Origin of the sequence: Halobacterium noricense (assembly GCF_021233435.1) — an archaeon.
GTDB lineage: Archaea > Halobacteriota > Halobacteria > Halobacteriales > Halobacteriaceae > Halobacterium > Halobacterium noricense.
Genome location: NZ_CP089468.1, coordinates 2,747,558 through 2,772,023 on the forward strand (window position 1 = coordinate 2,747,558; position 24,466 = coordinate 2,772,023).

The 24,466-nt window shown below is 67.8% G+C and carries 30 protein-coding genes; 15 read left to right on the plus strand and 15 right to left on the minus strand.

The genetic code is table 11. The annotated features are described in order from the left end of the window. Positions 1-32 precede the first annotated feature (32 nt). Positions 33-287 (minus strand): hypothetical protein, encoded by a 255-nt coding sequence (locus tag LT974_RS14705; protein ID WP_232588373.1) that lies wholly within the window; start codon positions 285-287, stop codon positions 33-35. A gap of 85 nt (positions 288-372) precedes the next feature. Between LT974_RS14705 and LT974_RS14710 the strand changes: the two genes are divergently transcribed. Then, complete coding sequence (locus LT974_RS14710) at positions 373-2,124, plus strand: excinuclease ABC subunit C (RefSeq protein ID WP_232588374.1); 1,752 nt, start codon at positions 373-375, stop codon at positions 2,122-2,124. On the opposite strand, the gene LT974_RS14715 is transcribed toward LT974_RS14710, so the two are convergent. The 3 genes from LT974_RS14715 to uvrB all read right to left on the minus strand — a co-directional run bounded on the left by LT974_RS14715 (position 2,125) and on the right by uvrB (position 6,077). Beyond that, the gene (locus tag LT974_RS14715; protein ID WP_232588375.1) at positions 2,125-2,976 is read right to left on the minus strand and encodes an ABC transporter permease subunit; all 852 of its coding nucleotides are present in this window, start codon (positions 2,974-2,976) and stop codon (positions 2,125-2,127) included. Beyond that, positions 2,973-3,938, minus strand: a complete 966-nt coding sequence (locus LT974_RS14720; protein ID WP_232588376.1) for an ABC transporter ATP-binding protein — start codon at positions 3,936-3,938, stop codon at positions 2,973-2,975. The genes LT974_RS14715 and LT974_RS14720 overlap by 4 nt, the downstream gene beginning before the upstream one ends. A 72-nt stretch (positions 3,939-4,010) precedes the next feature. After that, on the minus strand, positions 4,011-6,077 hold the full coding sequence (gene uvrB, locus LT974_RS14725; protein WP_232588377.1) for an excinuclease ABC subunit UvrB: 2,067 nt from the start codon (positions 6,075-6,077) through the stop codon (positions 4,011-4,013). A gap of 238 nt (positions 6,078-6,315) precedes the next feature. Between uvrB and LT974_RS14730 the strand changes: the two genes are divergently transcribed. From LT974_RS14730 to LT974_RS14745, 4 genes are all read left to right on the plus strand, one after another. Further along, positions 6,316-6,591 carry a DUF7553 family protein gene (locus LT974_RS14730; RefSeq protein WP_232588378.1) on the plus strand — a complete coding sequence of 92 codons (276 nt, stop codon included), beginning with the start codon at positions 6,316-6,318 and terminating at the stop codon, positions 6,589-6,591. A gap of 464 nt (positions 6,592-7,055) precedes the next feature. Beyond that, the gene (locus LT974_RS14735; protein WP_232588379.1) at positions 7,056-7,556 is read left to right on the plus strand and encodes a metallophosphoesterase family protein; all 501 of its coding nucleotides are present in this window, start codon (positions 7,056-7,058) and stop codon (positions 7,554-7,556) included. 60 nt (positions 7,557-7,616) lie between these two features. Beyond that, a complete protein-coding gene (locus LT974_RS14740; protein WP_232588380.1) occupies positions 7,617-8,378 on the plus strand; it encodes a coenzyme F420-0:L-glutamate ligase in 762 nt (253 codons plus the stop codon). After that, positions 8,365-9,339, plus strand: a complete 975-nt coding sequence (locus LT974_RS14745; RefSeq protein ID WP_232588381.1) for a 5,10-methylenetetrahydromethanopterin reductase — start codon at positions 8,365-8,367, stop codon at positions 9,337-9,339. The genes LT974_RS14740 and LT974_RS14745 overlap by 14 nt, the downstream gene beginning before the upstream one ends. On the opposite strand, the gene LT974_RS14750 is transcribed toward LT974_RS14745, so the two are convergent. Beyond that, the gene (locus LT974_RS14750) at positions 9,340-9,546 is read right to left on the minus strand and encodes a hypothetical protein (RefSeq protein ID WP_232588382.1); all 207 of its coding nucleotides are present in this window, start codon (positions 9,544-9,546) and stop codon (positions 9,340-9,342) included. Between the two features lie 72 nt (positions 9,547-9,618). Between LT974_RS14750 and LT974_RS14755 the strand changes: the two genes are divergently transcribed. Next, entirely contained in the window at positions 9,619-9,834 is a 216-nt protein-coding gene (locus LT974_RS14755) for a DUF7573 domain-containing protein (protein ID WP_232588383.1), read from the plus strand. Positions 9,835-9,962: 128 nt separating this feature from the next. Here the strand turns inward: LT974_RS14755 and LT974_RS14760 are convergent, their stop codons facing one another. Then, entirely contained in the window at positions 9,963-10,139 is a 177-nt protein-coding gene (locus LT974_RS14760) for a hypothetical protein (RefSeq protein ID WP_232588384.1), read from the minus strand. A 522-nt stretch (positions 10,140-10,661) separates the two neighbouring features. Between LT974_RS14760 and yciH the strand changes: the two genes are divergently transcribed. After that, a complete protein-coding gene (gene yciH / locus LT974_RS14765) occupies positions 10,662-10,955 on the plus strand; it encodes a stress response translation initiation inhibitor YciH (RefSeq protein WP_058980746.1) in 294 nt (97 codons plus the stop codon). A gap of 99 nt (positions 10,956-11,054) precedes the next feature. On the opposite strand, the gene LT974_RS14770 is transcribed toward yciH, so the two are convergent. Together LT974_RS14770 and LT974_RS14775 are read right to left on the minus strand one after the other, a co-directional pair. Further along, positions 11,055-11,420 carry a rhodanese-like domain-containing protein gene (locus tag LT974_RS14770; RefSeq protein ID WP_232588385.1) on the minus strand — a complete coding sequence of 122 codons (366 nt, stop codon included), beginning with the start codon at positions 11,418-11,420 and terminating at the stop codon, positions 11,055-11,057. Between the two features lie 47 nt (positions 11,421-11,467). Further along, positions 11,468-12,040 carry an NUDIX hydrolase gene (locus LT974_RS14775; RefSeq protein WP_232588386.1) on the minus strand — a complete coding sequence of 191 codons (573 nt, stop codon included), beginning with the start codon at positions 12,038-12,040 and terminating at the stop codon, positions 11,468-11,470. Positions 12,041-12,133: 93 nt separating this feature from the next. On the opposite strand from LT974_RS14775, the gene LT974_RS14780 reads away from it, so the two are divergent. Further along, positions 12,134-12,571 carry a metal-dependent transcriptional regulator gene (locus LT974_RS14780; RefSeq protein WP_232588387.1) on the plus strand — a complete coding sequence of 146 codons (438 nt, stop codon included), beginning with the start codon at positions 12,134-12,136 and terminating at the stop codon, positions 12,569-12,571. Here LT974_RS14780 and LT974_RS14785 read toward each other — a convergent pair whose 3' ends face one another. The 4 genes from LT974_RS14785 to LT974_RS14800 all read right to left on the minus strand — a co-directional run bounded on the left by LT974_RS14785 (position 12,572) and on the right by LT974_RS14800 (position 16,008). Next, positions 12,572-12,991 (minus strand): DUF5809 family protein, encoded by a 420-nt coding sequence (locus LT974_RS14785; RefSeq protein WP_232588388.1) that lies wholly within the window; start codon positions 12,989-12,991, stop codon positions 12,572-12,574. It lies immediately after the preceding gene. Between the two features lie 24 nt (positions 12,992-13,015). Next, positions 13,016-13,393 carry a DUF5810 domain-containing protein gene (locus tag LT974_RS14790; protein WP_232588389.1) on the minus strand — a complete coding sequence of 126 codons (378 nt, stop codon included), beginning with the start codon at positions 13,391-13,393 and terminating at the stop codon, positions 13,016-13,018. A gap of 22 nt (positions 13,394-13,415) precedes the next feature. Further along, positions 13,416-13,919 (minus strand): ribosomal protein S18-alanine N-acetyltransferase, encoded by a 504-nt coding sequence (gene rimI / locus LT974_RS14795; protein ID WP_232588390.1) that lies wholly within the window; start codon positions 13,917-13,919, stop codon positions 13,416-13,418. Positions 13,920-14,022: 103 nt separating this feature from the next. Next, complete coding sequence (locus LT974_RS14800; RefSeq protein ID WP_232588391.1) at positions 14,023-16,008, minus strand: aconitate hydratase; 1,986 nt, start codon at positions 16,006-16,008, stop codon at positions 14,023-14,025. Positions 16,009-16,173: 165 nt separating this feature from the next. Between LT974_RS14800 and LT974_RS14805 the strand changes: the two genes are divergently transcribed. Then, on the plus strand, positions 16,174-16,650 hold the full coding sequence (locus LT974_RS14805) for a deoxyuridine 5'-triphosphate nucleotidohydrolase (RefSeq protein ID WP_232588392.1): 477 nt from the start codon (positions 16,174-16,176) through the stop codon (positions 16,648-16,650). Positions 16,651-16,678: 28 nt separating this feature from the next. Here LT974_RS14805 and LT974_RS14810 read toward each other — a convergent pair whose 3' ends face one another. Next, positions 16,679-17,227, minus strand: coding sequence for a DUF7504 family protein (locus tag LT974_RS14810; protein WP_232588393.1), 549 nt, complete (start codon positions 17,225-17,227; stop codon positions 16,679-16,681). Between the two features lie 165 nt (positions 17,228-17,392). Here LT974_RS14810 and LT974_RS14815 point away from each other — a divergent pair, with 165 nt between their 5' ends. The 6 genes from LT974_RS14815 (at position 17,393) to LT974_RS14840 (ending at position 23,416) form a co-directional block, all read left to right on the plus strand. Continuing rightward, positions 17,393-18,046 (plus strand): DUF502 domain-containing protein, encoded by a 654-nt coding sequence (locus LT974_RS14815; protein ID WP_232588394.1) that lies wholly within the window; start codon positions 17,393-17,395, stop codon positions 18,044-18,046. 335 nt (positions 18,047-18,381) lie between these two features. Further along, the gene (locus LT974_RS14820) at positions 18,382-19,236 is read left to right on the plus strand and encodes a helix-turn-helix transcriptional regulator (RefSeq protein WP_232588395.1); all 855 of its coding nucleotides are present in this window, start codon (positions 18,382-18,384) and stop codon (positions 19,234-19,236) included. A 113-nt stretch (positions 19,237-19,349) separates the two neighbouring features. Continuing rightward, a complete protein-coding gene (locus LT974_RS14825; RefSeq protein ID WP_232588396.1) occupies positions 19,350-20,546 on the plus strand; it encodes an ABC transporter substrate-binding protein in 1,197 nt (398 codons plus the stop codon). Between the two features lie 4 nt (positions 20,547-20,550). Then, a complete protein-coding gene (locus tag LT974_RS14830) occupies positions 20,551-21,663 on the plus strand; it encodes a FecCD family ABC transporter permease (RefSeq protein WP_232588397.1) in 1,113 nt (370 codons plus the stop codon). Further along, a complete protein-coding gene (locus LT974_RS14835) occupies positions 21,663-22,616 on the plus strand; it encodes an ABC transporter ATP-binding protein (RefSeq protein WP_232588398.1) in 954 nt (317 codons plus the stop codon). The genes LT974_RS14830 and LT974_RS14835 overlap by 1 nt, the downstream gene beginning before the upstream one ends. 5 nt (positions 22,617-22,621) lie before the next feature. Beyond that, positions 22,622-23,416: a DUF7260 family protein gene (locus LT974_RS14840; RefSeq protein WP_232588399.1), complete on the plus strand. Its 795-nt coding sequence runs from the start codon at positions 22,622-22,624 to the stop codon at positions 23,414-23,416. A 260-nt stretch (positions 23,417-23,676) separates the two neighbouring features. On the opposite strand, the gene LT974_RS14845 is transcribed toward LT974_RS14840, so the two are convergent. Further along, positions 23,677-23,817: a hypothetical protein gene (locus tag LT974_RS14845; protein WP_232588400.1), complete on the minus strand. Its 141-nt coding sequence runs from the start codon at positions 23,815-23,817 to the stop codon at positions 23,677-23,679. A 25-nt stretch (positions 23,818-23,842) separates the two neighbouring features. Further along, positions 23,843-24,328 carry a type II toxin-antitoxin system death-on-curing family toxin gene (locus LT974_RS14850; RefSeq protein WP_232588401.1) on the minus strand — a complete coding sequence of 162 codons (486 nt, stop codon included), beginning with the start codon at positions 24,326-24,328 and terminating at the stop codon, positions 23,843-23,845. Positions 24,329-24,466 lie beyond the last annotated feature (138 nt).

Consider the following 24,466-nt stretch of genomic DNA (forward strand, 5'->3'; position numbering starts at 1 on the left):
AGTGTCTTGCTCCCGGCTGCAGCCGCTGCGAACTACACGCGGTCGTCGGGGTCGTGGGAGTCCCGCATCCGGCTGGCTTCCTGGCCGTAGCGCTCGCGGTCCTCGGGGTCCTCGACGGGTTCGAGGTCGTCGACCTCGGCGTCGACGGCGGCGGTGGGGTCGCCGGCGTTCAGCGAACGCTGCTTGCGGAGCACGCGGTCGCCCTCTGGCGTCGCGTAGACGAGGTTGAGCAGGCCCTTGTCGGTGTACTCCCGGAAGACCAGCCAGACGCGCTCGGTTTCGGGCATGGGTGCGGGTTCGACGGCATTCGGTTCAAGCCTGGCGGTTCGGCGACCGCGCAGTTGAAAGTCGCCGCGGCCGTACCTCGAAGCGATGGACGCGGACGCGGTTCGGGAGCGCGCGAGCGACCTGCCGACGGAGCCCGGCGTCTACCAGTTCCTCGACGACGACACCGTCCTCTACGTCGGGAAGGCGGTGGACATCCGGGACCGCGTGCGGTCGTACGCAGACCCGCGAAGTGAGCGCATCGCGCGGATGGTCGAGCGCGCGGACGCAATCGACTTCGCGGTGACGGACACGGAGACGCAGGCGCTGTTGTTGGAAGCGAATCTGGTGAAGCGCCACCAGCCGCGGTACAACGTCCGCCTCAAGGACGACAAGTCCTACCCGCTCGTCCAGTTCACGGACCACGCCGCCCCCCGCATCGAGGTGACCCGCGACCCCGACGAGGGCGCGGCGGCGTACGGTCCGTACACGGACAAGGGCGAGGTGGAGATCGTGGTGAAGGCGATTCGTGAAGTGTACGGGCTCCGCGGCTGCTCAGACCACAAGTACCGGAACCGCGAGCGCCCCTGCCTCGACTACGAGATGGGGCTGTGTTCGGCACCCTGTACGGGCGAAATCAGCGGGGCCGACTACGCTGCGGACGTCGAGTCGGCGCGCCGGTTCTTCGAGGGGGAGACGGGCGCACTCGCGGACCCGCTCGAACGCGCGATGGAGCAGGCCGCGCAAGCGCAGAACTTCGAGCGCGCGGCGAACCTCCGAGACCGCCTGGACGCCGTCGAAGCGTTCCACGGCGGCGCGGGCGCGGCGGTCGCGGGCGGCGACGACGCGGCGACGACGGACGTGCTCGGCGTCGCCGTGGAGGGCGAGGACGCGACGGTCGCGCGCCTGCACGCCGAGCGCGGGCAGCTCGTGGAGCGCGACCAGCACCACTTGGATGCCCCAGAGAACGAGAGTCCGGCCGACGTGCTGGCAGCGTTCCTCGTGCAGTTCTACGCGGAACGGGAGCTCCCGGACCGCCTGCTGTTGCCCGAGCGCCACGGCGACGACGACGTGGCGGCGTGGCTCGACGAAGCGGGCGTCGAGGTCCGCGTGCCGGGCGCGGGCCGCGAGGCGACACTCGTCGACTTGGCGCTGAAGAACGCCCATCGGCGGTCGGGCGAGCGGGACGAACTCGGCGCGCTCGCGGACGCGCTGGGCATCGACCGGCCGACCCGCATCGAGGGCTTCGACGTGAGCCACGCGCAGGGGAAAGCCGTCGTCGGCAGCGACGTCTGTTTCGTGGACGGGAGCGCCGAGAAATCTGACTACCGCCGGAAGAAGCTCAGCGAGGAGAACGACGACTACGCGAACATGTACCGGCTGCTGCGGTGGCGCGCGGACCGCGCGGTCGAAGCTGAACGTGCCGGCGGGCACGCGGGCGACGACCGCCCAGACCCCGACTTGCTGCTCATCGACGGCGGCGAGGGGCAACTGGACGCGGCACGCGAAGCCCTCGCGGATGCGGGCTGGGACGTGCCGGCGGTCGCGCTGGCGAAAGACGAGGAGGTCGTCATTACAGAGCGCCGGACGTACGACTGGGACGACGACGCGCCCCAACTGCACGTTTTACAGCGCGTGCGCGACGAAGCCCACCGGTTCGCAGTCGCGTACCACCAGACGCTCCGCGACGACGTGGAGACGACGCTCGACAACGTCGACGGCGTCGGCCCGGAACTCCGCAAGCGCCTGCTGCGGCGGTTCGGGAGCGTCGAGGGCGTCCGCGATGCCTCAGTCGAGGACTTGCGGGACGTGGAGGGCGTCGGGGAGGCGACCGCGGAGACGCTGGCGAGCCGGCTCTGACTACCCGAGCTCCGACCGGCGGAAGGAGAGGAAGCCGACGAGCAGCGAGCCAGCGCCCCACGCGACCATCACGGCGGCGTTGAACCAGAACTCGCGGTAGAACTCGTCGGGCTGGCCGACGAAGTTCGAGTTGATGCTCTCGTACGGCGTGGGGAGCAGTCCGTGATAGACGACTTCGGTGGCGAAGAGGTACGACGTCGCGGGCGAGAAGGAGTTTATCATCAGTTGCGTCGACTGGGAGACGCTGGTGCCGAGGAGGTCCGCGGCCGTGCTGACGAGGTTCGGCAGCCCGATGACGGGGAAGAAACCGAACCAGAACGGCACCAGCAGGAAGTACGCGCCGAAGACGCCGAGCATCGCGCGCGAGCGCTTGCTCGTGAGCGCGGAGATGCCGACGAAGATGCCGACGAACGAGAACACGTACAGCGCGGTGACGCCCGCGAACACGGCGAACCGGCCGACGTCCGGCGCGTTCGTGAACGTCGCGAGCGCGACGACGAACCCGACGGCGACCGCGACGAAGACGGCGGCGACCGCGACGCCCAGCCGGGCCGTGAGCTTCCCGAAGACGTACTCGGCGCGCGTGTTCGGCAACCCCATCGCGTACGTGATGGCGCCGCTCTCGCGGTCGCCCGCGATGGCGAGGTAGGTCAGCGGTGCCAGAATCAGCGGCACGACGAGGAAGACGAAAAAGGAGACGTCGAACAGCGCCCGGTAGGGGTCGTCGTAGATGCTGATTTCGAACGCGAAGATGAGCGCGACCAGCGCCGCGAACACGCCGACGACGCCGAGCACGACGTACGACCGGCGAGCGTTCGTGAAGTCGTCGCGGGCGACCGTGTAGAGGCTCACGCCGCGTCACCCCCGGTCGCGCCGGCGGCGACAGCCGGCTCCTCGACGGCCGGCGTCTCGCGCTCGCTGTCCGTGTACTCCTCGAAGAGCGTCTCCAGCGAGGCGTCCTCGACGGTGATGTCGGTGACGGTGGTGGCGTCGTCGAGCGTGCGGAGCGCGGGCATCTTCGCTCGTGGGTGTGTGCAGGCGATGCGCACAGTGCCACCGACTACCGAGACGTCGCGGACGCCGTCGATGGCGGCCACGGGGTCGGTGTCCGGGACGGTCGCGACGTCGGCCGCGACGACGGATTCGGCGTCGATGCGCTCGCGGAGGTTGTCGATGGTGTCGACGGCGGTTATCTCCCCCTGGTTCATGATGCCGACGCGGTCGCAGACCTGCTCGACCTGCCCGAGCACGTGACTGGAGAAGAACACCGTCGCGCCGCGCTCGGCCTCCTCGCGGACAATTTCGCGGAGGAGCTTCGCGCCCTTCGGGTCGAGGCCGCTGGAGGGCTCGTCCAGAATCAGGAGGTCGGGGTCGCCGACGAGCGCGATGGCGAGCGCGAGGCGCTGCTGCATCCCCTTCGAGTAGCCGCCCGCGGCGCGGCGGCTGTCGGCGGGGTCGAGGCCGACTCGATCGATGAGTGCGTCCGGGTCGTCGTCTGCGCCCTTCGTCTGAATCGCGGAGCGGACGTGCTCGCGGCCGGTGAGGTTCTCGTAGACGTGGAACCCCTCGGGGAGGAGGCCCGTGCGCTGGCGGACCGCGCGGGACTCGCGGGTGGCGTCGTGGCCGAGCACGGTCGCGGACCCCTCGCTGGGGTCGAGGAACCCCAACAGCACGTTGATGGTCGTGGACTTCCCCGCGCCGTTCGGCCCGAGGAAGCCGAACACCTCGCCCTCTTCGACGGTAAGGTCCAGGGCGTCGACGGCGACGAGACTGCCGAAGCGCCTCGTCAATCCGTTCGCGTCGATAGCTGGCATGCGCCCGAATCGCGCCCGTCGACACATCAAGCCAGCGGTAGGTCAAACAGCGATGAGAGCTATCGACTCGGGCTACCACTCGCCGGGTTCGGGCGCGACGCCCGCGTCCTCGCCCTCGTTCCCCCCGGCAAGGTCGTACTCCTCGCGGAGTTCTCGGATGCGGTCGCGGATGTCCGCCGCGAGTTCGAATTCGAGGTTGCTGGCGGCCGCTTCCATGCGTTCTTCGAGGTCCTCGACGAGGACGGCGGCCTCCTGCTCGTCGCTCGGGCCGTCGCCGGCGACGTCGGACGTGTCGGTCTCCGCGCCGGGGAGATTCATGTCGCCGACTTCCTTGTCGATGGTCGTCGGCGTCGTGCCGTGGTCCTCGTTGAACTGGCGCTGGATGCGGCGGCGGCGCTGGGTCTCCTCGATGGCGTCCCGCATCGCGTCCGTGCGCTCGTCGGCGTACAGCACGACCTCGCCGTTGACGTTCCGGGCGGCGCGCCCCATCGTCTGGACGAGGCTCGTCTCCGAGCGCAGGAACCCCTCCTGGTCGGCATCCAGAATCGCGACCAGCGAGACCTCCGGGATGTCCAGCCCCTCGCGCAGGAGGTTGATGCCGACGAGCACGTCGTACTCGCCGAGCCGGAGCCCGCGCACGAGTTCGTGGCGTTCGAGCGTGTCCGTCTCGTCGTGCATGTACTCGACGGCGACGCCCGCCTCTTCGAGGTACTCCGTGAGGTCCTCGGCCATGCGCTTGGTGAGCGTCGTCACGAGCACGCGCTCGTCGTTGGCGACGCGGTCGTCGATGCGGTCCATCAGGTCCTCGACCTGGCCCGTGGCGTCGGCGATGTCGATTTCGGGGTCGACGAGGTGCGTCGGGCGGACAATCTGCTCGACGACCTGCGCGGACTGCTCGCGCTCGTAGTCGCCGGGCGTCGCGGAGACGTACAGTGTGTTGTCGGTCTTCTCCTCGAACTCCTCGAACGTCAGCGGGCGGTTGTCGTACGCGGTCGGGAGCCGGAAGCCGTTCTCTACCAAACTATCTTTCCGGGACTTGTCGCCCGCGTACTGGCCCTTGATTTGGGGGACGGTACGGTGGGACTCGTCGATGACCGTCAGGAAGTCGTCCGGGAAGTAGTCCAGGAGGGTGTAGGGCGCGTCCCCGGGCTCGCGGTCCGAGAGGTACACCGAGTAGTTCTCGATGCCCGAACAGTAGCCCGCCTCCGCCATCATCTCGAGGTCGAACGTGGTGCGCTCCTCGATGCGCTGGGCGGCGACCATGTCGCCGTTGCGCTCGAAGTGGCGGACGCGCTCGTGCATGTCGTCCCGAATCTTCTCGATGGCCTCCTCCATCTCGCTCTCGGGCACGGAGTAGTGCTCCGCCGGGTGGAAGAGGACCGCGGGCTCCTCGCTCTCGACGGTGCCTTCGAGCGGGTCGAGTTTCGCCATCCGGTCGACCTCCTCGCCCCAGAACTCCACGCGCACGGGATAGCGGCCGTACATCGGGAACACCTCGACGGTGTCCCCCCGGACGCGGAACGTGCCCTGCGTGAAGTCCACGTCGTTGCGCTCGTAGTTCAGGTCCACGAGCCGGCCCAGGAGTTCGTCGCGCTCGATTTCCTGGCCGACTTCGAGGCGGAGGCTCATCTCCTCGTAGTTGCCCGGGTCACCGAGCCCGTAAATCGCGGAGACGGAGGCCACGACGATGACGTCGTCGCGCGTCAACAGCGAGCGCGTCGCGGAGTGGCGCAGCCGGTCGATTTCGTCGTTGATGGAGGCGTCCTTCTCGATGTACTTGTCCGTCTGCTCGACGTACGCCTCCGGCTGGTAGTAGTTGTAATAGGAGACGAAGTACTCGACGGCGTTGTCCGGGAAGAGGTTCCGGAGTTCCTCGTAGAGCTGGGCCGCGAGCGTCTTGTTGTGCGCGATGACCAGCGTCGGCTGCTGGAGCTCCTCGGCCACCCACGAGACGGTGTTGGTCTTCCCGGAGCCCGTCACTCCGAGCAGCGTCTGTGCGTCGGCCCCGTTCTCGAACCCCTCGACCAGCTGCTCGATGGCGTCGGGCTGGTCGCCCGCGGGGTCGAACGGCGCGTCCACGCGGAACGGCACGTCGGCCTCCGGCCGGTCCGGCTGGAGGGAACCGCTGGCGTCGCTCATTACGTGGTAATGGGCGTGGAGGCACTTCAGCAGCGTGCCCGAGCGCAGCGAGGGCACGTTATTAGCGAACGCGGAGCAGGGCGATGCGTGAGCAGCGTGCCCGAGCGTAGCGAGGGCACGTTCTGGCGAGCGGTGAACAGAGTGAGCCGCGAGCAGCGTCGAGGACGCCGTCGGCGAAGGGTCGGGTCCCTGGTAGTCACACCGCACCTATTTCCCGGGCCCGGTCGATATTCGACGCATGGTACGCGAAGACTTGCGCGCGGCGAGCGACCACCTTCGAGCCGCCTCCGTCGCCGCCGACGACTCCGACCACGAACAGCGCCTCTACGACCAGTCCGACGCGCTCGCGGACCTCGCGACGGCCGACGACGGCCCCGACCACGGCCGCCTCGCCCGCATCACGCACGCGCTCGACGACCTCGCGGACGCCGTCGAGGACGAGGAAGCACGCGAGAGCATCGCCGACGCCAAAGCCAGCGTCGAAGCCTACCGCGAGACTGTCGACGGCGTCTAAGACGCACTTTTTCCAGCGTTCGGCGCGCTCCGCGCGCCTCACTTGCAAAAATTTGCGGAAAAAGCACTCCTCACCCCCCTTCGGGGGTTCGTCGGCCTCGCGGCTTCGCCGCGAGTAAACCGCGAGCGCCGTACGGCGCTCGCGGATGCTTGCTCGTCGGCTACGTAGGTTCAAGTAGGAGAGCGAAGCCAACCCTGCGCGTGATCTGACAGTCGCCGCGAGCCGGCGGATACGGAACGGCGGCGGACCGGCTCGCGGACTCGAACGCCGCCTGCAAGCCATAAGCGTCGCTGGTGCGTTCCGAGACGGGCGACTCGGGAGAAAGGCCTCGTCACAAGGGGCTCGGAGGGGGTAACTCCTCGTCACCGTCGCCCGGGAGTACGGTAGGGGCTCCCGGGAGAAGAGCCTTTCACTCCCGTCCAGCGGCTTCAACGTATTTCTTGCTGGCCGCCGAAGCCCGGGGTATGCGCCGTCTCGCAGTCGTCAGCGACACGCACGTGCCGTCCCGCAAATCCGAGATTCCGGGGTTCATCGAGCAGGAGCTGGAGGACGCAGACGTCGTCGTTCACGCCGGCGATTTCGACAGCGAAGCCGCCTACGAAACTGTCGAGTCGCTCGCGGGCGGCGACCTCGTGGCCGTCCGCGGGAACATGGACCCCGTCTCGCTGGGGCTGCCCGCAGTGGAGACGCTGTGGGTCGAGGATCGGCAGTTCGTCGTCGTGCACGGGAGCGGTCCGCTGTCCGGCTACGAGAACCGCGTCCTGCAAGCCGTCCGCGAAGAGCGCAACGACGAGGCCGCCATCGGCATCGCCGGGCACACGCACGAACTCACCGACGAGACCGTCGACGGCGTCCGCCTCCTGAATCCGGGGAGTGCGACCGGTGCCGAGCCGGCCGAGGAGGCGACGATGCTGACGGTGGACGTCGACGGCAGCGACGTCGACGTCTCCGTCGTGCGAGCGTAGTCGAGTGGCCGGCGTGTCCGGTACCGCCGGGGCTTTTGTGAGGGGCAACGAAGGTCGAGTATGCACGCGTTCGCGGTGCCGGAGTTCCCGGAGGTGCGTTCGGGCGACAGCCTCGCCGACCTCGTCGCCGAGCGCACCGAGTTGGCGAACGGCGACGTCGTCTGTATCGCCAGCACGGTCGTCTCGAAGGCCGAAGGACGGACGGCGTCGCTGTCCGACTACCCAGCGGGGCCGCGCGCCCGCGAAATCGCCGACCGCCTGAGCGAGATTACGGGCGAGCAGAAGGACCCGCGGTTCGCGCAGGCCGTCCTCGAAGAGTCCGTGGACCTGCTGATGGAAGCGCCGTTCCTGTTGACGGAGACGACGTTCGGCCACGTCGGCGTGAACGCCGGCATCGACCGGTCGAACACGGGCGGCGCCGAGCTACTGTTGCTCCCCGAGCGACCGACGGAGAGCGCCGAGCGCATCCGCGACGGCCTGGACGCGGACGTCGCGGTGGTCGTGACCGACACGTCCGGGCGGCCGTTCCGGCACGGCCAGCGCGGCGTCGCCCTCGGCTGGGCGGGGATGCCGGCGTCCCGGGACTGGCGCGGGGAGACCGACCGCGATGGCCACGAACTCGAAGTGACCGTCGAGAGCGTGGTGGACGAACTCGCGGCGACCGCGAACCTCGTCTCCGGGGAGGGCGACGGCGGTACGCCAGTCGTCGTGGTGCGGGAGTTCGAGTTTGGCGACCACGACGGCAGCGAGGAGTTGTACCGCGAGGTCGACGGTGACTTCGTGCGGCAGGCGCTCCGGGGGTGGGAGTATGCGCGGAATTGAACTGACCCCCGAGATTCCCGTCAGCGAGGTCGCTGACCTCGCCTCGCAGGCGGAGGCGGCTGGCTTCGACGCGGTGTTCGCGTCGTGTCACTACAACAACCGCGACCCGTTCGTCGCGCTCGACCGCATCGCGGCTAGCACCGAGGACGTGCAACTCGGCCCGGGGGTGGCGAACCCCTACGACACGCACCCCGTGAAACTCGCGTCGCAGGTCGCGACCGTCGACGAGGTCAGCGACGGGCGAGCAATTCTTGGGCTGGGTGCGGGCGACGCGTCGACGCTCCGCAACCTCGGCGTGGAGCGCGACCGGCCGCTCCGCCGGGTGCTGGAGACGATGAAGGTCTCGCAGGACCTGTGGGCGGGCGAGCGCGTCGACCACGACGGGACGTTCGTCGCGCGGGACGCCGGCCTGAATTACGAGGTCGGCGAGGTTCCCGTGTACGTGGGCGCGCAGGGCCCGCACATGCTCCGGATGGCGGGCAAGCACGCGGACGGCGTGTTGGTGAACGCGAGCCACGAGCGGGACCTCGCGTGGGCGGCCGACCGCATCGCGGAGGGCGAAGCCGACCGCGTGGTGTCGGGGGAGCCGGACGTTGCGGCGTTCGCGTCGGTGTCCATCGCGGAGGATGCCGCCGCCGCGCTGGAGGCCGCGCGGCCGCCGGTCGCGTTCATCGCGGCGGGCGCAGCGCCGCCCGTGCTGGAGCGCCACGGCATCGACGCCGAGCGCGCGAGCGATATCGGCGAGGCCATCGAGGCAGGTGAGTTCTCGGCGGCATTCGAAAAGGTGTCCGAGCGGATGTTGACGGCGTTCTGCATCGCGGGCGACCCCGAGGACGTTGCCGAGCAGTTGGCGGCGGTCGGGGAGCACGTCGACAGCGTGGTAGCGGCGTCGCCGCTCGGGCCGAACCGAGAGAAAGCGGTGTCGTTGCTCGCGGACGCGTTCGACGCTGCAGGGGTGTAGCTACTGGGGGCGGCGCTGGCGCTGCGTGGCGGTATCCGGGACGACTGCTTCGGCGAGTGCGCCGAGGGTGAGCGCGCCGAAGCCGCCGGCGGCGAGCGTGACAAGCGCACCGCCGACGAGGACGAGCGCGGCCGAAATCGGGTCCGTGCTGGCGGCGGTGACGATGTTCTCGGCGAGCGAGACGGCGTTGTCGATGAACCAGACCATGTGCGGCCGTGGGTGAGCCGGTCCCTTAGATGCTCCGGGACGGTTATGGCAGTCGCAGCCGAACTGGGGAGCGTGTCCGACGACGCCACGCTCGACGCGTTCGCGCCCGAGGAAACCGGGAACGAGCAACAGGGGGAGGAGTTAGATAGTACTGACACGGCCGACGCCGTGCCCGTGACGAGTTCGTGGAGCGACGCGTCAGTCTGCGAGGCCTGCGGTGAGGCCGCGGGCCGCCGCTGGCTGGACGGCGGCGAGAGCGTGTGTGCGGCCTGCAAGCACTGGTCGTAAACCGGCACTGTCGTGAGTGACCGGGAAACATACAAGTGACTGCTCTCCTGCCGTTCGACAACTGACGGCCGCCTCCCGGCCCGGATGGGGCCCAAATCGGTGGGAGTGGGCCGACACTCCACCCGCCCTCAACACGCCTGGTCTGGGGCGTGCTCGCTCGCCTCGCGGTCGCGGGGGCGCGGTACTCCGGGCTCACCGGCCGTGTCTACCGAGCGGTGTGGCTGCGCTGGCTGCCCCGCGGCGACCCCCGCGAGGAAGTCGAGGGGGCCTTCGAGCGCGCGGAGGACGTCCTCGGACGCCAGCATCGCGAACGCGAACGGGGAGACGGTCCGCGAGTTCGTCGCCGACGTCCGTGCTGACGACCGTGCGGCCGGGTTGCGGCCCTCAGGGAGCGCGCGCGGTACGCGAGTCGCGGCGACGCAGCCGACGCCGCCGAAGCGAGGCGGCTCGCGCGGTCGCTGCCCACCGAAAACAGCCGCCTACCCGAGCCTGGTGGTGTTCAGATAAGGATTCATCTGAACACAGCTTCAGCCGGCGAACCAGCCGATTTCCTGGTGGATTGAAAGGGCGAGGTGGTCTCGACGAACCCCGGCGAAGTAAGCACGTGAGCGACCAACGGGAGCGAACGCGCGCAGCGAGCCGCGGGAGTCTCGTGAGTGCAACGAACGAGACCACGGGAGACGAGCACTGCGAGTCTCCCGACGGTCGAGACCACCGAGGGCTTTCAAAACGCAACGGCATCTCCGCTACTTTCGTCTGCTTATCTGAACACTGCCCCGAGCCTCGGCGATAGTGTTTAATAGGCGGATTTCGTACGCACACGTGTAATGTCTGAGGTGTGCTCGACGTGCGGGTTGCCCGAGGAACTCTGCGTCTGCGAGGACGTCGCCAAAGAGTCCCAGCAAATCGAAATCCGCATCGACGAGCGACGCTACGGAAAGGAAGTTACCGTCATCGAAGGATTCGACCCCAACGACGTCGACCTCGACAGCCTGTCGTCGGACCTCAAGTCGAAGTTCGCGTGCGGCGGCACTGTCGAGGACGGCGAAATCGAACTCCAAGGCAACCACTCGGGGCGCGTGGAGGACTTCCTCCGCGACAAGGGCTTCAACGTCGCCTAACCCGCGCGTCGACGACCACCACTTCTCTCTCAGTATTCGCGCCGCCGAGCCGCACGGCTCCGCAGTTTAGTTAGTTCAGAAGGACCGCAAGTGCTGCGTTCAGAACGGGGACTCGGTCGGAGATTCGGTGTCGGGGCCTTCGTCGTTCTCGTCGGCGACGACCTCGCCGTCCCAGCCGGTGATGCCGCTGGCGAGGCTCTCGACGCGCGCGTCCTCGTCGAGGCCCTCGTAGGACTGGACGAGTCGCGCGGCTTGCTGGCTGGCCTGCCCGTGCGGGCAGACGGTGACGACGCGGTCCGCGCCGTCGAGCCGGTCGACGGACTGTGGGAGTTCGGAGAACGGGATGTTCTCGCTGTCCGGGATGTGGCCGCGCTCGAAGGCCGCCCGCGGGCGGATGTCGACGACGCGGACGTCCTCGTCGTCGAGGAGTGCTTTGAGTTCGTCGGCGGAAATCTCGCCGTCCATGTGCCGTACCTCGGTCTGCGCGGAGTTACGGCTTGCGGTCGGAGAAACTAGAGGTAGCCGTCGGCCTGCGCCAGCAGCAAGCCCTCGATGGTGGCGTCGTTCGCGGGCGGCGCGCGCGCCACCGACAGCGCCTCGTCGACGGGCACGCGCTCGACCGAGAGGAACTCGTTGTCGTCGAGGTCGCAGCCGACCTCCGTCAGCCCCTCCGCGAAGACGATGCCGCGCTGGTGGCGGAGCACGCCCGTCGCCGTCCAGAACGATTCGAGGAAGTGGACGTCGTCGGCCTCGTAGCCGGTCTCCTCGCGGAGTTCGCGGCGGCCCGCCGAGACGTACGACTCGCGGTCCGGGGTGGGCGCGACGTCCTCGGTAGCCTCGTTTGACTCTTCCACAATACCTGCCACCAACTCCATGCACTGCTCGCGAATCGTCGGCCGGTACTGGTCGACGAACAACACGTCCCCGTCGTCGACGGCGACGACGACGACCGCGGGCGGGAGTTCGGCCCAGTAGTAGTCTTTCAGCGAGCCGTCGGGCTGCTCGACGCGGTCGTAGCCGCCGTCGTACCAGCTCGTCTCGTACTCGGTCACGGCGTCGACGACCGGCCAGTCGTGGTCGTGCATGGCCGGCCGTACGCACTCGCCCACAAAGTCTCCCGGGGGCTCGGCGTGGCCAGGAACAGCCTTTTCCCTCCGAGGAGCGGACCAACACGCGAGATGAGTGGGGGAGAGCTCTCGAAGACGGCCGGCCGCTACCTCAGCGCCATCCTGCTGGTGTCCGCCCGGGAGGGACGCCCGGCGAAGACCGGGGAGGTCGCCGACCGGCTCGACGTCGACCCCGCGACCGTCACCGAGCGCATGGCCGACTTCGCGGAGCGCGGGCTCGTCGACTACGAGCGCTACGAGGGCGCGACGCTCACCGGCGACGGCGAGACCGTCACGCGCGAACTCATGTGGAAGCGGTGTCTCGTCGAGAACTTCACGACCGACGACCTCGGGCTCGACGGCGTCGACACGGACTCGATCGGCGGCGCGCTCTCCGAGGAGGCCGCTCGCGCGCTGAAACGCCACATCGACCACCCCTGCACGGGGCGGTGTTCGGCGCCCGACGCGGACTTCGCGGAGTGCTGTCCGGACTACCAGATTTCGCGGTAGTCAGAGGACCGGCTCGTAGAACGTGCTGAACGCGATCCGGCGAAGGGTCGCGACGGCGGCGTCTGGCTCGTTCTGGAACGTCGTCGCCACCAGCGCGTCCGCGAACGGCACGTAGTGCCACGCGGCGTTGTCCACCTCGTCGCTCCCGTTCTCGTGGACTTCCGCCTCTGGGTGGTCGGCTTTCGCGGCCTCGAATTCTTCGTCGTCGCCGACCTCGATTTCGAGGAGCGAGGCGAACATGGCTTCGCGGGCGGCGCCAACGACGTCGCTAGTGACGCGCTCGTCGTACTCCTCCTTGGAGAGCTCCATCGCGCGCGCCACCTCGCGGGTGACTGTCTGTGCGGCCGGCCCCACGCCCTCGAAGCGCTCACGGACCTCGGCTTCGGTCGCCGGCGCGAGCACGCCACGCGTCTCTGTCATGCGCGAAACGTCGGCCTGCACGCCCTACTGGGTTTCGGAGTCGTCGTCGCCGTCTTCGGAGTCGGGGCTCGCCAGCGAGGACTCGTGGAGCTGCTCGGTGATGTCCTGTGCTTCGTCGAGAATCGCGGCGGCCTCCCCGGAGAGGTCGGCGTCACCGTGCTGTTCGACGGCCGGCATCTCGCGGCCGTGCGGTTCGGTGACTGTCTCGGTGTCCGTCTCCTCGGCGTGCGGGGTCACGTCGGGGGCCAGCGACTCGGGGTCGCGGTCCTCCCAGTCCGGGACGGTGTCGTCCAGCCACGCCTCGTGGTCGCCGCCGCGGACCAGCGCCGTGAACGCGAGGTGGTTCGCGAGGTGTTCGCCGTCCGCCTCGTCGACGCCGCAGACCGGACACTCGTAGCCCATGCGAACAGCGAGGGGCTACCGCCTAAAACGCGTCACGGTCTTCGAGGTTCGCGACGAGCACGTAGGCGTCCTCGCCGTCGGAGTAGTACTGCGGGAGCGTGCGCAGGTACTCGAAGCCGTGCTTCTCGTAGAGGTTCATCGCGGGCTCGTTGCTCTGCCGGACTTCCAGTTTCACGCTGCGGACGCCCTGGCCGGCGAGCGCGGACAGCGAGCGCCGCAACAGTGCCGCACCGATGCCCTCGCCGCGGCTGTCCGGGCGGACCGCGATGTCCTTGACGTGGCCGAGCGGCTGGCGGTGGTTCGGAATCGTGTCCGCGACGATGTAGCCCGTAATTTCGCCGTTCACGGCGACGGGGCCGCCGGTCTCGCTGACGAGGAACGCGGGCGTCCCGACCTGCCGCTCGAACGCCGAGTACGGCCACGGCTGGTCGAACACCTCCTTCTCGATGCCGAACACGTCCAGCAGGTCCGCACGGGATGCCTGCCGGATAACCGTGTCCGACGACGGCGGTGCGACGGTCGTCACGATACCCCCTAGGGACACCGCGGATAAAGGCGCTGTGGCAGCCGAAGATTGCACGGAGCCGTCGCTGTCGGGCCGAGAAAGAAAGGAGAGTGCGTCGAGACGCTTAGTCGTCGGCGGAGCTCGTCGCGCCGCTGTCGCCGTGGCGCTGCTTCGTCAGCGAGAGCTTCCCGCCGGCCGCGAGCGTGCGGCGTTCGCGGTCGGACGCGTCGAGGTAGGCGGTCGCCTCCCAGTCGTCGTTCACGCGAATGGTGAACTCCTCCTGGCCGGACTCGACGCCCGCGCGGGCGTCGTCGACGATTTCGACGTCGTCGCCCTGCTCGATGCGTTCGTAGGTCTCCTCGTCGATGGTGAGCGGAATCAGGCCGAAGTTGAACAGGTTGGCCTTGTGGATGCGCGCGAAGCTCTGTGCGAGCACCGCTTCCACGCCGAGGAACATCGGGCACATCGCCGCGTGCTCGCGGGAGGAACCCTGCCCGTAGTTCTCGCCCGCGACGAGCACGCTGCTACCGGCGTTCTTCGCGCGCTCGGCGAACGTGTCGTCGATGCGCGAGAGCGTGAACTCCGAGAGCCGCTCGATGTTCGAGCGGAACTTGAGGATGTCGGAGGTCGCCGGGATGATGTGGTCCGTCGTGATGTTGTCCTCCATCTTCAGGAGCGTCTCGCCGGAGACGTCCTCGTCGATGGGGTCCTTGACGGGCACACTGGAGATGTTCGGGCCCTTGATGAGGTCGTCGTCGATGGCCTCGTCGGGCGTGATGATGTCCGGGTCGTCCGCGCCGTAGCCCGCGGAGTACTTGTCTGCGAGCTCGAAGCCGGGCGCTTCGAGGTCGCCGAGGTCGTCGGCGAGGTCGCGCGGGTCGACGATTTCGCCGGCGATGGCCGCCGCGGTGGCGACTTCCGGCGAGCAGAGGTACACCGAATCGTCCTCGATGCCCGAGCGGCCCTCGAAGTTCCGGTTGAACGTCCGCAGCGAGACGGAGTCGGAGGCCGGAACGTGGCCGATGCCGATACAGGCACCGCAGGTCGCCTCGGAGAAGTTGACGCCGGCCGCCATCATCTCGGCGGTCCAGCCTTCACGGGCGAGCATCTCGGAGGCCTGCTTGGAGCCGGGCGCGACAATCATCTCGGTGCCGGCGTTGACCTGGCGGTCTTCCAGCATCTTCGCCGAGGGCAGGATGTCCTCGTAGGCACCGTTCGTACACGAGCCGACGATGACCTGCTCGACCTGTTCGCCCTCGACCTCGCGGACCGGGACGACTTCGTCGGGCATCGACGGCTTCGAGACGAGCGGTTCGAGGTCCGAGAGGTCGACGACGATTTCGTCGGCGTAGTCGGCGTCCTCGTCGGGGCCGAGGTCGACGAACTCGTCCTCGCGGTCGAACTGCGCGAGCCACTCCTCGGTCTTCTCGTCGGTCGGGAAGATGGAGGAGGTGGCACCCAGTTCGGTGCCCATGTTCGTGATGGTGGTGCGCTCGGGCACCGAGAGCGTCTCCACGCCCGGACCCGTGTATTCGAGCACCTTGCCGACGCCGCCCTTCACGGAGAGGCGACGGAGGAGCTCGAGGATGACGTCCTTGGCGGTGGCCCACTCGGGGAGTTCGCCCTCGAGGCGGACGCTGACGACTTCCGGCATCTCGACGTGGTAGGCGCCGCCGCCCATCGCCACGGCGATGTCGATGCCGCCAGCGCCGATGGCGAGCTGACCGAGCCCGCCGGGGGTCGGCGTGTGGCTGTCCGAACCGAGGAGCGTCTTGCCGGGTGCGGCGAAGTTCTCCTTGTGGACGTTGTGGCAGATGCCGTTCCCGGGCCGGGAGAAGTACGCGCCGTACGTGCCGGCCGCCGAGCGCAGGAAGCGGTGGTCGTCGGTATTCTTAAAGTCGAACTGATAGGTCTGGTGGTCGCAGTACTGAGCCGCGAGTTCCGTCTGGACTTCGTCCATTTCGAGGGCTTCGAACTGCAGCCAGACCATCGTCCCAGTCGTGTCTTGGGAGAGTGTCTGGTCGATCTCGATCCCGATTTCCTCACCGGGCTCGAGTTCGCCCTCGACGAGGTGGTCGTCGAGGATTTTCTCCGTGAGCGTCTGTCCCATAGCGTCCGAAGATGCCCCTTCGAAGATTATAAATCCCGCGTGTTTCAGGACTCGCGTATTCGCCTAATACGCGGCCTAAGACCTTATTTGGTTAGTGTGAACTATCCACACGAAACGGTGGCGTCGATCGACAGAGCATAGGGCCGCGAGAGCGACTCCAACGCCATGTACGAGAGCGGCGCGTTCGTCGCCGACCACGTCGATCCGGTCACGGAAGCACAGGTCCAGCCCAACGGCGTCGACCTCACCGTCGAAGCCGTCCTCGAACAGCGCGAACCCGGCCGCATCGGCACCGAGGGCAAGACCATCGGCGACCGCCAGCCGGTCGAGCCCGATACTGGCGACGGCGCCGAGACGTTCTCCCTGTCCCCGGGCGGTTACATCCTCCAGTACGCCGAGACCATCGCCATCCCCGAGGACCACGTCGGCTTCCTCTACCCGCGGTCGTCGCTGTTGCGCAACTCCTGCATGCTCAACACCGCGGTCTGGGACGCCGGCTACACCGGGAAGGGCGAGGGGCTGTTGCAGGTCCACCACGAGGTCGAACTCGAACGCGGCGCGCGCGTCGCCCAGCTCGTGCTCGCCGACGCCGAGCACGCCGACACCTACGGCGGGTCGTATCAGGGCGAGCGCGTCGAGTAGCCGGCAGTGTTCAGATAAGCAGACGAAGTTAGGCCTCGCGGACGTCGTCGAACAGTTCCGAAAGCGTCGTCGCGACGTGTGCTGGCTGGTCGGTGGTGTCGAGGCCGGCGACGACACGAGCGTCGTTCGCGGCCGCACACGACGTCAGCGCGTGCACGAACCGGAACGCGGTCTCGGTGGACGTCTCGCCGAGTAGCACCGAGAAGTCGTCGACGTAGACGGTCGTCTCGCCGTCCCACGTCGACACGTAGTCGTTGACGAGCACGCCGACGCCCGCGACGTCCTCGACCTCGGAGACGGTCTCGACGGCACCCGTCGCAGCAGCGGCGACGTCGGTGGCCGCACTAGCGCCGGTGTCGGGCGTCGTGGCGGCGGCCGCTCGCGAATGCTCCCCAACACTCACGACGGCGGCGCGCTCCGGACCGGCCTGGAACTCTCCGAGCCACGCTTCTGCAGCAGTCTCGTAGGTGACACCGAGAACGTTCGACGACGGCGGGACGTCCGCCTCGGCGGCCGTCGCGTTCGCCCCGGTGACGAGAACGTGCGTCGAATCGCCGGTAGGCCCCTCCCCTCGCATTCGTGTTCATCTGATAATCTTACCCCACCGACATAAACTTTGACATGTAGTCTCTGCGGTGACACGAACGCACCCCACCGCCACACTTTTCTCCGCAGCACGCCCGTTCGGGATATGCGGCTCAAGGAATCTCTGAAGAGCAGTTTTCTGGCGGGAGTGGTGCTGGTGGCACCGCTGGTCGCGACGCTCGTCATCCTCCGGTTCGTCACGAACCTGCTGGCCGGCCAGATGCAGCCCATCGTCGAAGGGACCCGGCTCGCCAGGTACACCGCCGACAACTACCTGCTCGCGCAGCTGGTCGCGCTCGCGGTGTTGCTCGTCGCGGTCACCGTGCTCGGCGCGTTCGCCAAGCGACCCGTGGGGCGGCGCGTGTTCGGGCGAACCGGCCGCCTCGTCAACTTCGTCCCGGTCTTCCGCACCATCTACGGCAGCGTCAAGCAGATGGCGAACTCCGTCTCGACGCGGAGTTCGGACTTCGAGTCCGCGGTGTACGTCGAGTACGAGCGCGACGGCCTCTACCGGCTCGGCCTGAAGACCGGCGAGAGCCCGGGCGGCGTCGGCGACGTGGCCGGCGAACCCGCGCACAACGTCTTCGTGCCGGGCAGCCCCAACCCCACGCAGGGTGCGCTCCTGATGGTCCCGGAGAGTCGCGTCTACGACGCCGACCTCAGCGTCCGCGCCGCCATCCGCATCCTCATGACGACGGGCATGGCGGACGGGTCGGGAGGCGACGCCATCGAGCTGGACGACGAGGAACTCGCCGCGATGGGCGTTGCCCCGGCCGACGACGACCGCGACGAGACCGCGGACCAGCCGTAAGCGAGCGTCAGGGCGGGATAGTTGACTCCTACGTCCACATCGACTTCACCGAGACCGACTTCTTCACCGACCGGCTGTTCCCGGTCGCCAGCAACGTCCGCTACCACGCCACCAGCCTCGACGTCTTCACGCTCGTCCGCATCTACTTCGACGACGAAGGCCTCTTCGTCGCGCTCGACTGGGACGAGCCGATCGGACCCGTCGTCGGTGCCGTCGAGGACGTGCACGCGGGCTGACGAGGGAACCCGAACGTGTGCGGTCGAGAGCAGCGTTCTCGACGCGGCGGGGCGCGGAAGTAGAAACTGATTTAGGCCAGCCTAAACTGTTGAGTGGTAATGACGGCGGCAAACCCGGAACCGATCGCAGACGATTCGGAAGCGCCGATGTCCAGCGACGCCATCGAATCGGTGGCGTTTCTCGCGCGCTCCGAACACCGGCTCCGCGTGCTCGACCTGCTCAGCGACGGCCCCCGAAGCCGGGACGAACTGAGTGAGAAGACGGGGGTGACGCGAGTCACGCTGAGCCGCATCCTCGGCGACCTGACCGACCGCGGACTGATAGCGCGACACACCGCGGCGAACGACTACGCGCTGACGGGCTTCGGCGACCTCGTCTACGAGGACTTCACGCGGCTACTCGGAACGGTATCCGTCGGGCAGCGCTACCCCGACGTAGTGGGACGGCTACCGACGGAGTGGTTCGGCTTCGACCTGCGGCATCTCCGCGACAGCGAACTCGTCACCGGCGGAGCCGCGGACCCGCTGTCGGCCGCCCGCATCGTGGCCAACACCGTCCGGGAGGCGTCGAGTTGCCGCTCGCTGCTCGGGACGTTCATCTCGGTGCCGATGTACGCCTTCGAGGAGGCGCTCCGGGCGGGCGACGCACCCGAAGGGATGGTCGTCTTCGACGCAGGCGTCACCGAGACGATGCTCGACGACCCCGACCTCCGGGAGCGCTGGCAGGAGATCGAGGCGGCCGTCGGGTCGACGGTCTACTACAGCGTCGACGACCGCGTACCCTGTAGCATCGACCTCGTCGACGACGAGACGGTGTTCCTGACCGTCGACCGCGAGCACGACGGCGGGTTCGACGTCCTGCGGTGTACCCACCCCGAGGTTGTGGCGTGGGCTCGTGAGACCGTGATGAAATATCGAGAAGACGCGGTGCCGCTCGGCCAGCGCGCCGAGTGAGCGACGGGCTGCGTTCGGGGTGCCGCTGTCGTAACACGCCGTGAACACGTGAAAGAGCCTCGTTACAACGGAAGGCAGGAATCACTAACATAGTTTAGGTGCGCCTAAACTGTATGGTCCGAAGACGCCGAGTGCTCGCAGGGAGTGCAGGACTGCTCGCGGCTCTCGCCGGCTGCACCAGCAGCGGCACTTCCGAGCGCGAAACGAACGCGGAGCCAACGGACGCACAGACAGAAACCGCGACGGACGACCCCGCGACGACGGAGAGCGCCACGCCGTACACCGTCGACATCGCGCCCCACGGGGAATTCACCTTCGAGGACGTCCCCGAGACGTACTCCGTCATCCCCAGCGTCTACCTCGATGTCGGGATGGCGCTGGGCATCCAGCCCACTGCCGCGACAGACATGGCTCGCGCGCCGCGGAAGATGTACGACATCCTCCCCGACGTCACCTTCGACGAGGAGGAGATCACGGCGCTGGCGTCCGGCTCGGAATCCGGCTACGACAAGGAGAACTTCTACGCCGCCGACCCCGACGTCAACCTCATCGACCCCCGGAGCCTGAGCCGGTTCACCGACTGGGACGACGCCGACATCCAGGAAATCGAGGACGCAACCGGCCCGTTCGTCGCCTCCGAGATTCGCTTCGGCCCAACCCACCCGTTCGGTCCCCAACAGGACACCTACTACGAACTCTACGACGTCTTCGAGAAGGTGGCGACCGTCTTCCAGCGTCAACAGCGCTACCAGCAGTGGGTGTCGCTGCACGACGAGTTCCTCTCGAACATCGAGTCCGAACTACCGCCCGAAGACGAACGCCCCTCGGTCATCGCGTTCTGGCGGGGCCTGGACCCGAGCGGCGGCCAGTTCTACGTCTCGCCGCTCCACCAGTACCACAACCAGACCAAACCGCTGTCCCGGCTCGGCCTCGAAGACGGCTACGACGCCGAAGTCCCCAGCGGCGGCACCATCGGCTACGAGGAGATTCTCGAACACGACCCCGACTACATCGCCGCCGTCGGGTCGCTGACCTCCGACATCCACGAGCAGTTCGTCGACCAGATCGTCGAACCGTTCGAGAACAACCCGAACGGCCAGGACCTCACCGCCGTCCAGGAAGGCAACTACATCCGCATCGGCGGCCAGTACCAGGGCCCCATCGTCGACCTCTTCGCCACGGAAGCGACCGCCAAGATGGTCTGGCCCGAAATCTTCGGCGAATGGCCCGGTCGGGTCGAAGACGTCCCCGAGGACGAGCAGCTGTTCGACCGCCAGCGCGTCAGCGACATCATCAACGGGAACGCCTAACGCGATGGCACAGGTACTCGACCGCCTCGCGAAGCTACGCGCAGCCAGCGCCGACTGGTACGACACCTCCAAACTCGCGCTCGTCGTCGTCGGCAGCCTCGCCGTCCTGCTCGGCTCGACGATACTGCAGGTGAGTTTCGGCGCGTACCCGTTGACGCTGGGTGAAGCCTGGCAGACCGTCTTCGACGCGCAGGTGTTGTTCAGCCTCGACGTCTGGCGGTGGGCGTTTCTCGGCGCGAACGTCCCCGAGTGGCTGACGCGCGAACAACTCATCGTCTGGAATCTCCGGCTGCCGCGCATCCTCGTCGGCGTGCTCGTCGGCTCGAACCTCGCGGTTTCGGGCGCGCTCTTCCAGATTATCACGCGCAACGAGCTCGCCAGCCCCTACATCCTCGGCGTCAGCGACGGCGCCGGGCTGGTCGTGCTGCTGACGCTGACGTTTTTCTACGGCCTCATGCCGGTCCTCCCGTTGTTCGCCGCAATCGGCGGTGGATTGGCGTTCGTGCTCGTGTACGCCATCGCGTGGAAGAACGGCACCAGTCCCGTCCGACTGGTGCTGGCGGGCGTCGTCGTCGGTACCGTCTTCGGGTCCGTCCAGCGCGCGCTGTTCTTCTTCATCGACGACCTCGGCGTCGCGATGGCCGCGCAGGCGTGGCTCTCGGGCACCCTGATGAACTCCGGCTGGCAGGAGGTGCGAATCGCGCTCCCGTTCACGGTGCTGTCGATGGTGCTGGCGTTCGCCGTCACGCAGGAACTGGACGTGCTGGCGCTCGGCGAGGACCGCGCGGACTCGCTGGGGATGCCCGTCGAGAAGATGCGGTTCGCCATCGCCGGCATCGGCGTGCTCTCGACGGCCGCTGCCATCGCCGTCGCGGGCCTCATCGGATTCGTCGGCCTCATCGTCCCGCACATGGTCCGGAACATCGTCGGCAGCGACTCGAAACTGCTGCTGGCGGGCTGTCTGTTCCTCGGACCGGCGCTCTTGGTCAGCGCGGACGTCGGCGCGCGCCTCGCGTTGAGCCCCATCCAACTCCCCGTCGGCGTCATCACCGGCATCGTCGGCGGCCCGTACTTCCTCTACCTGATGCGGAAGCAGACCAACCTGGGTGAAGTCTGATGCCCGGCGGACGCGCCCCACGGGTGGAGCGGGAACCGGCCGACGAAGCCACCGAGCGAACCGCCAGCAGCGCTACGCGGGCCACTTCGGAGACGGAGCCCGCCGATTTCAGCGGGACGGACCTCGTCATCGGCTACCCCGGGACGGACGACCCGGTCATCGACGGCGAGTCGATTGCCGTCCCGCCGGACGAAGTGACGGCGCTCATCGGCCCGAACGGGAGCGGGAAGTCGACGCTCCTGAAGGGGCTCGCGGACAAGGTCGCGCCCGACGACGGGACCGTGCTCGTCGACGGCCGGACGATAGACGAGTTCGGGTCGAAGGAACTCGCGCGCACGCTCGGGTTGCTCTCCCAGGAGAACGTCGTTCCGACCGGCATCTCGGTCGAAGACCTCGTCGAGCGCGGGCGCTACCCGCACACGGGGTTTTTCGACTCGCTCTCGGACGAGGACCGGGACGCCGTCGACGACGCGATTCGGCTCGCCGGCATCGAACACCTCCGCGAGCGCGACGTCGACAGCCTCAGCGGCGGACAGAAGCAACTCGTCTGGATTGCGATGACGCTCGCCCAGGACACCGACGTGCTGTTGTTGGACGAGCCGACGACGTTCCTCGACCCCCACCACCAGCTCGAGGTGATGGAAATCGTGGAGACGCTGCGCGACCGCAGCGACACGACGGTCGTCGTCGTCCTCCACGACATCAATCAAGCCGCGCGCTACGCCGACCACGTGGTCGCGCTGAAGGACGGCACGGTGCACGCACGCGGCCCGCCGGAAGAGGTCGTCACAGAGGACCGGCTCGCCGCAGTCTTCGACATCGAGGTCGCCGTCGCGGATACCGAACACGGCCGGCGAGTCGTCCCACTGGAACCGCGCCACGAGAGCCCCGAGTCGGCGGACGCCAGCGGTGCGAGCCGCGACGCCGTCCGGGGAAGTGATACCGGAGAGTGAACACGATGAGAGCGGAGACGTACGTTAAGCGCGCTCGCGAGCAGGTCCACGCCGAGCGGGACGCCACGCGCGAGAAACTGGCGGCCGTCGAAGCGTTCACCGAACGGGTCCGGGCGCTCTCACCGGAGACCGCGACCGCCGCCCCGACCACCGGCGCGCACACCACCGGAGAGACCCTGCAGCGGAGCGCGTCGGGACGGACTGAAAGCCGCTGTCGTCGCGTTCGCGCCGCGTTCGCGGACACCGTTCGGCCGCACAGTGTCGCGGACATCGACGGCGACGAGTCGCTACTGGAGACGATACAGGAAGAACTCTCGGAGCCAATCGCGGTGGCGCTCGCGTCGACGACCGACGCCACGTTCACGGCCGACCTCCGGGCCGCAATCGTCTCGACGTCGCGGGACCGCTGCGACGAGCTGCGCGCAGCTGGCCGCGTCCTCGACCGCGAGTGCGAACAGGTCGACGCGGCCGCCGAGACGATAACGGACGTGACCGACTGGCTGACGGCCGCGGACGGGACGGCGCTGACGGAACTGGGGTTCGACGCGCTCCGGGAGCGCCACGCGACCCTGACGCGGCACCGCGACCGGTGCGACCGCCTCGCGGCCGAACGCCAATCGTTCCTCGGGAAGACGACCCGAGAAGACCCGCGAGCGGCATTCGACCACCGGACGCTCGTCGAGTACACGCACCGGGACGCCGGACCGACCTACCCGGTGTTGGCTGCGGCCGTCCGCGTCGATTCCGTGTGTGCAGACTGCCAGCGGGCCGTCCGCGACCACCTCACCCGATGCGTGTGAACATTCCACACGAACGGGGCAAGCGCGTATATCAGCCAGCAACTAATCGGTCGAGCACACCAGAAGTAGCCGCTATCCGCCGGTTCGTGGCCGGCGACAGAAAGCGGGCGCGAAGGGCGTTCGTTTGACGTACGAACGACTCGTCCTTGTAGGCATGAGACGGTCGATAGCGGCCAGTTCAGACCCCCATCTGAGAAGAGGGGTATCAGTCGGTGCATCCTCGACATCAGACGGCGAGAAGCGACGACCGAATCTGCCGGCTATTCGTCTTCGAGTGCGTCGTAGACCTCGCGGTTCGCCTCCCGGTCGGCGGCAGCCACCCGGCGCACCAGTTCGTGGCGGAGGTCCTCCATCACCACGTCGAGCGGCGACTCCGACTCGACTCCTTCTTCGGTCGCCATACCCCCACTAGCAGACCGAGTATCGTTAATCCTTCTGGTCACCCGAGTCCCCCGTCAACTGCTCGATACCGTACTGGAGGAGGTCTTCCCGCCACCGCTCCATCTCACCCGCCAAGTCCAACTCCTCGGTGTGCGTTCGAAGGTACTCGACTACGGCTGATTCATCGACTGTTCGTTCGTCGGTGCCGAACTGTTTCAGAAGCTTCCTGACCTCCTCGTCGTAGGCGAACCGGTAGCCGTTCAGGAAGTAGAAGACGACCACCGTGTTCAGCGCTCGCTTGTTCGCATCCACGAACGGATGATTGGCGACGAGCAGCCGCAGCAAGTGATACGCCTTCTCGTGAATCGATTCCGGCGCGGAGTCGAAGTGTCCCTCCTCGATGTACGTCAATACGAACTCAATGTCGCCCCGGTCTCGGACTCCGGAGGGCGTGTTGGGGTACTCCGCCACGATGTCCTCGTGGATAGCGAGGACGTCCGCGACCGACGGGTACCACAGCGAATCACCCATTCGATCCGAGGTCGAAGGGCCACCGAGGTAGTCGTTTCGTTCAGGAAAGATAGGAGTTCTCGCAGCAACCAGCGGATGCAGATACCACATCTCCGAGACCGAACGAAAGGACGAACACTGCGTCCATCGCCCTGATAT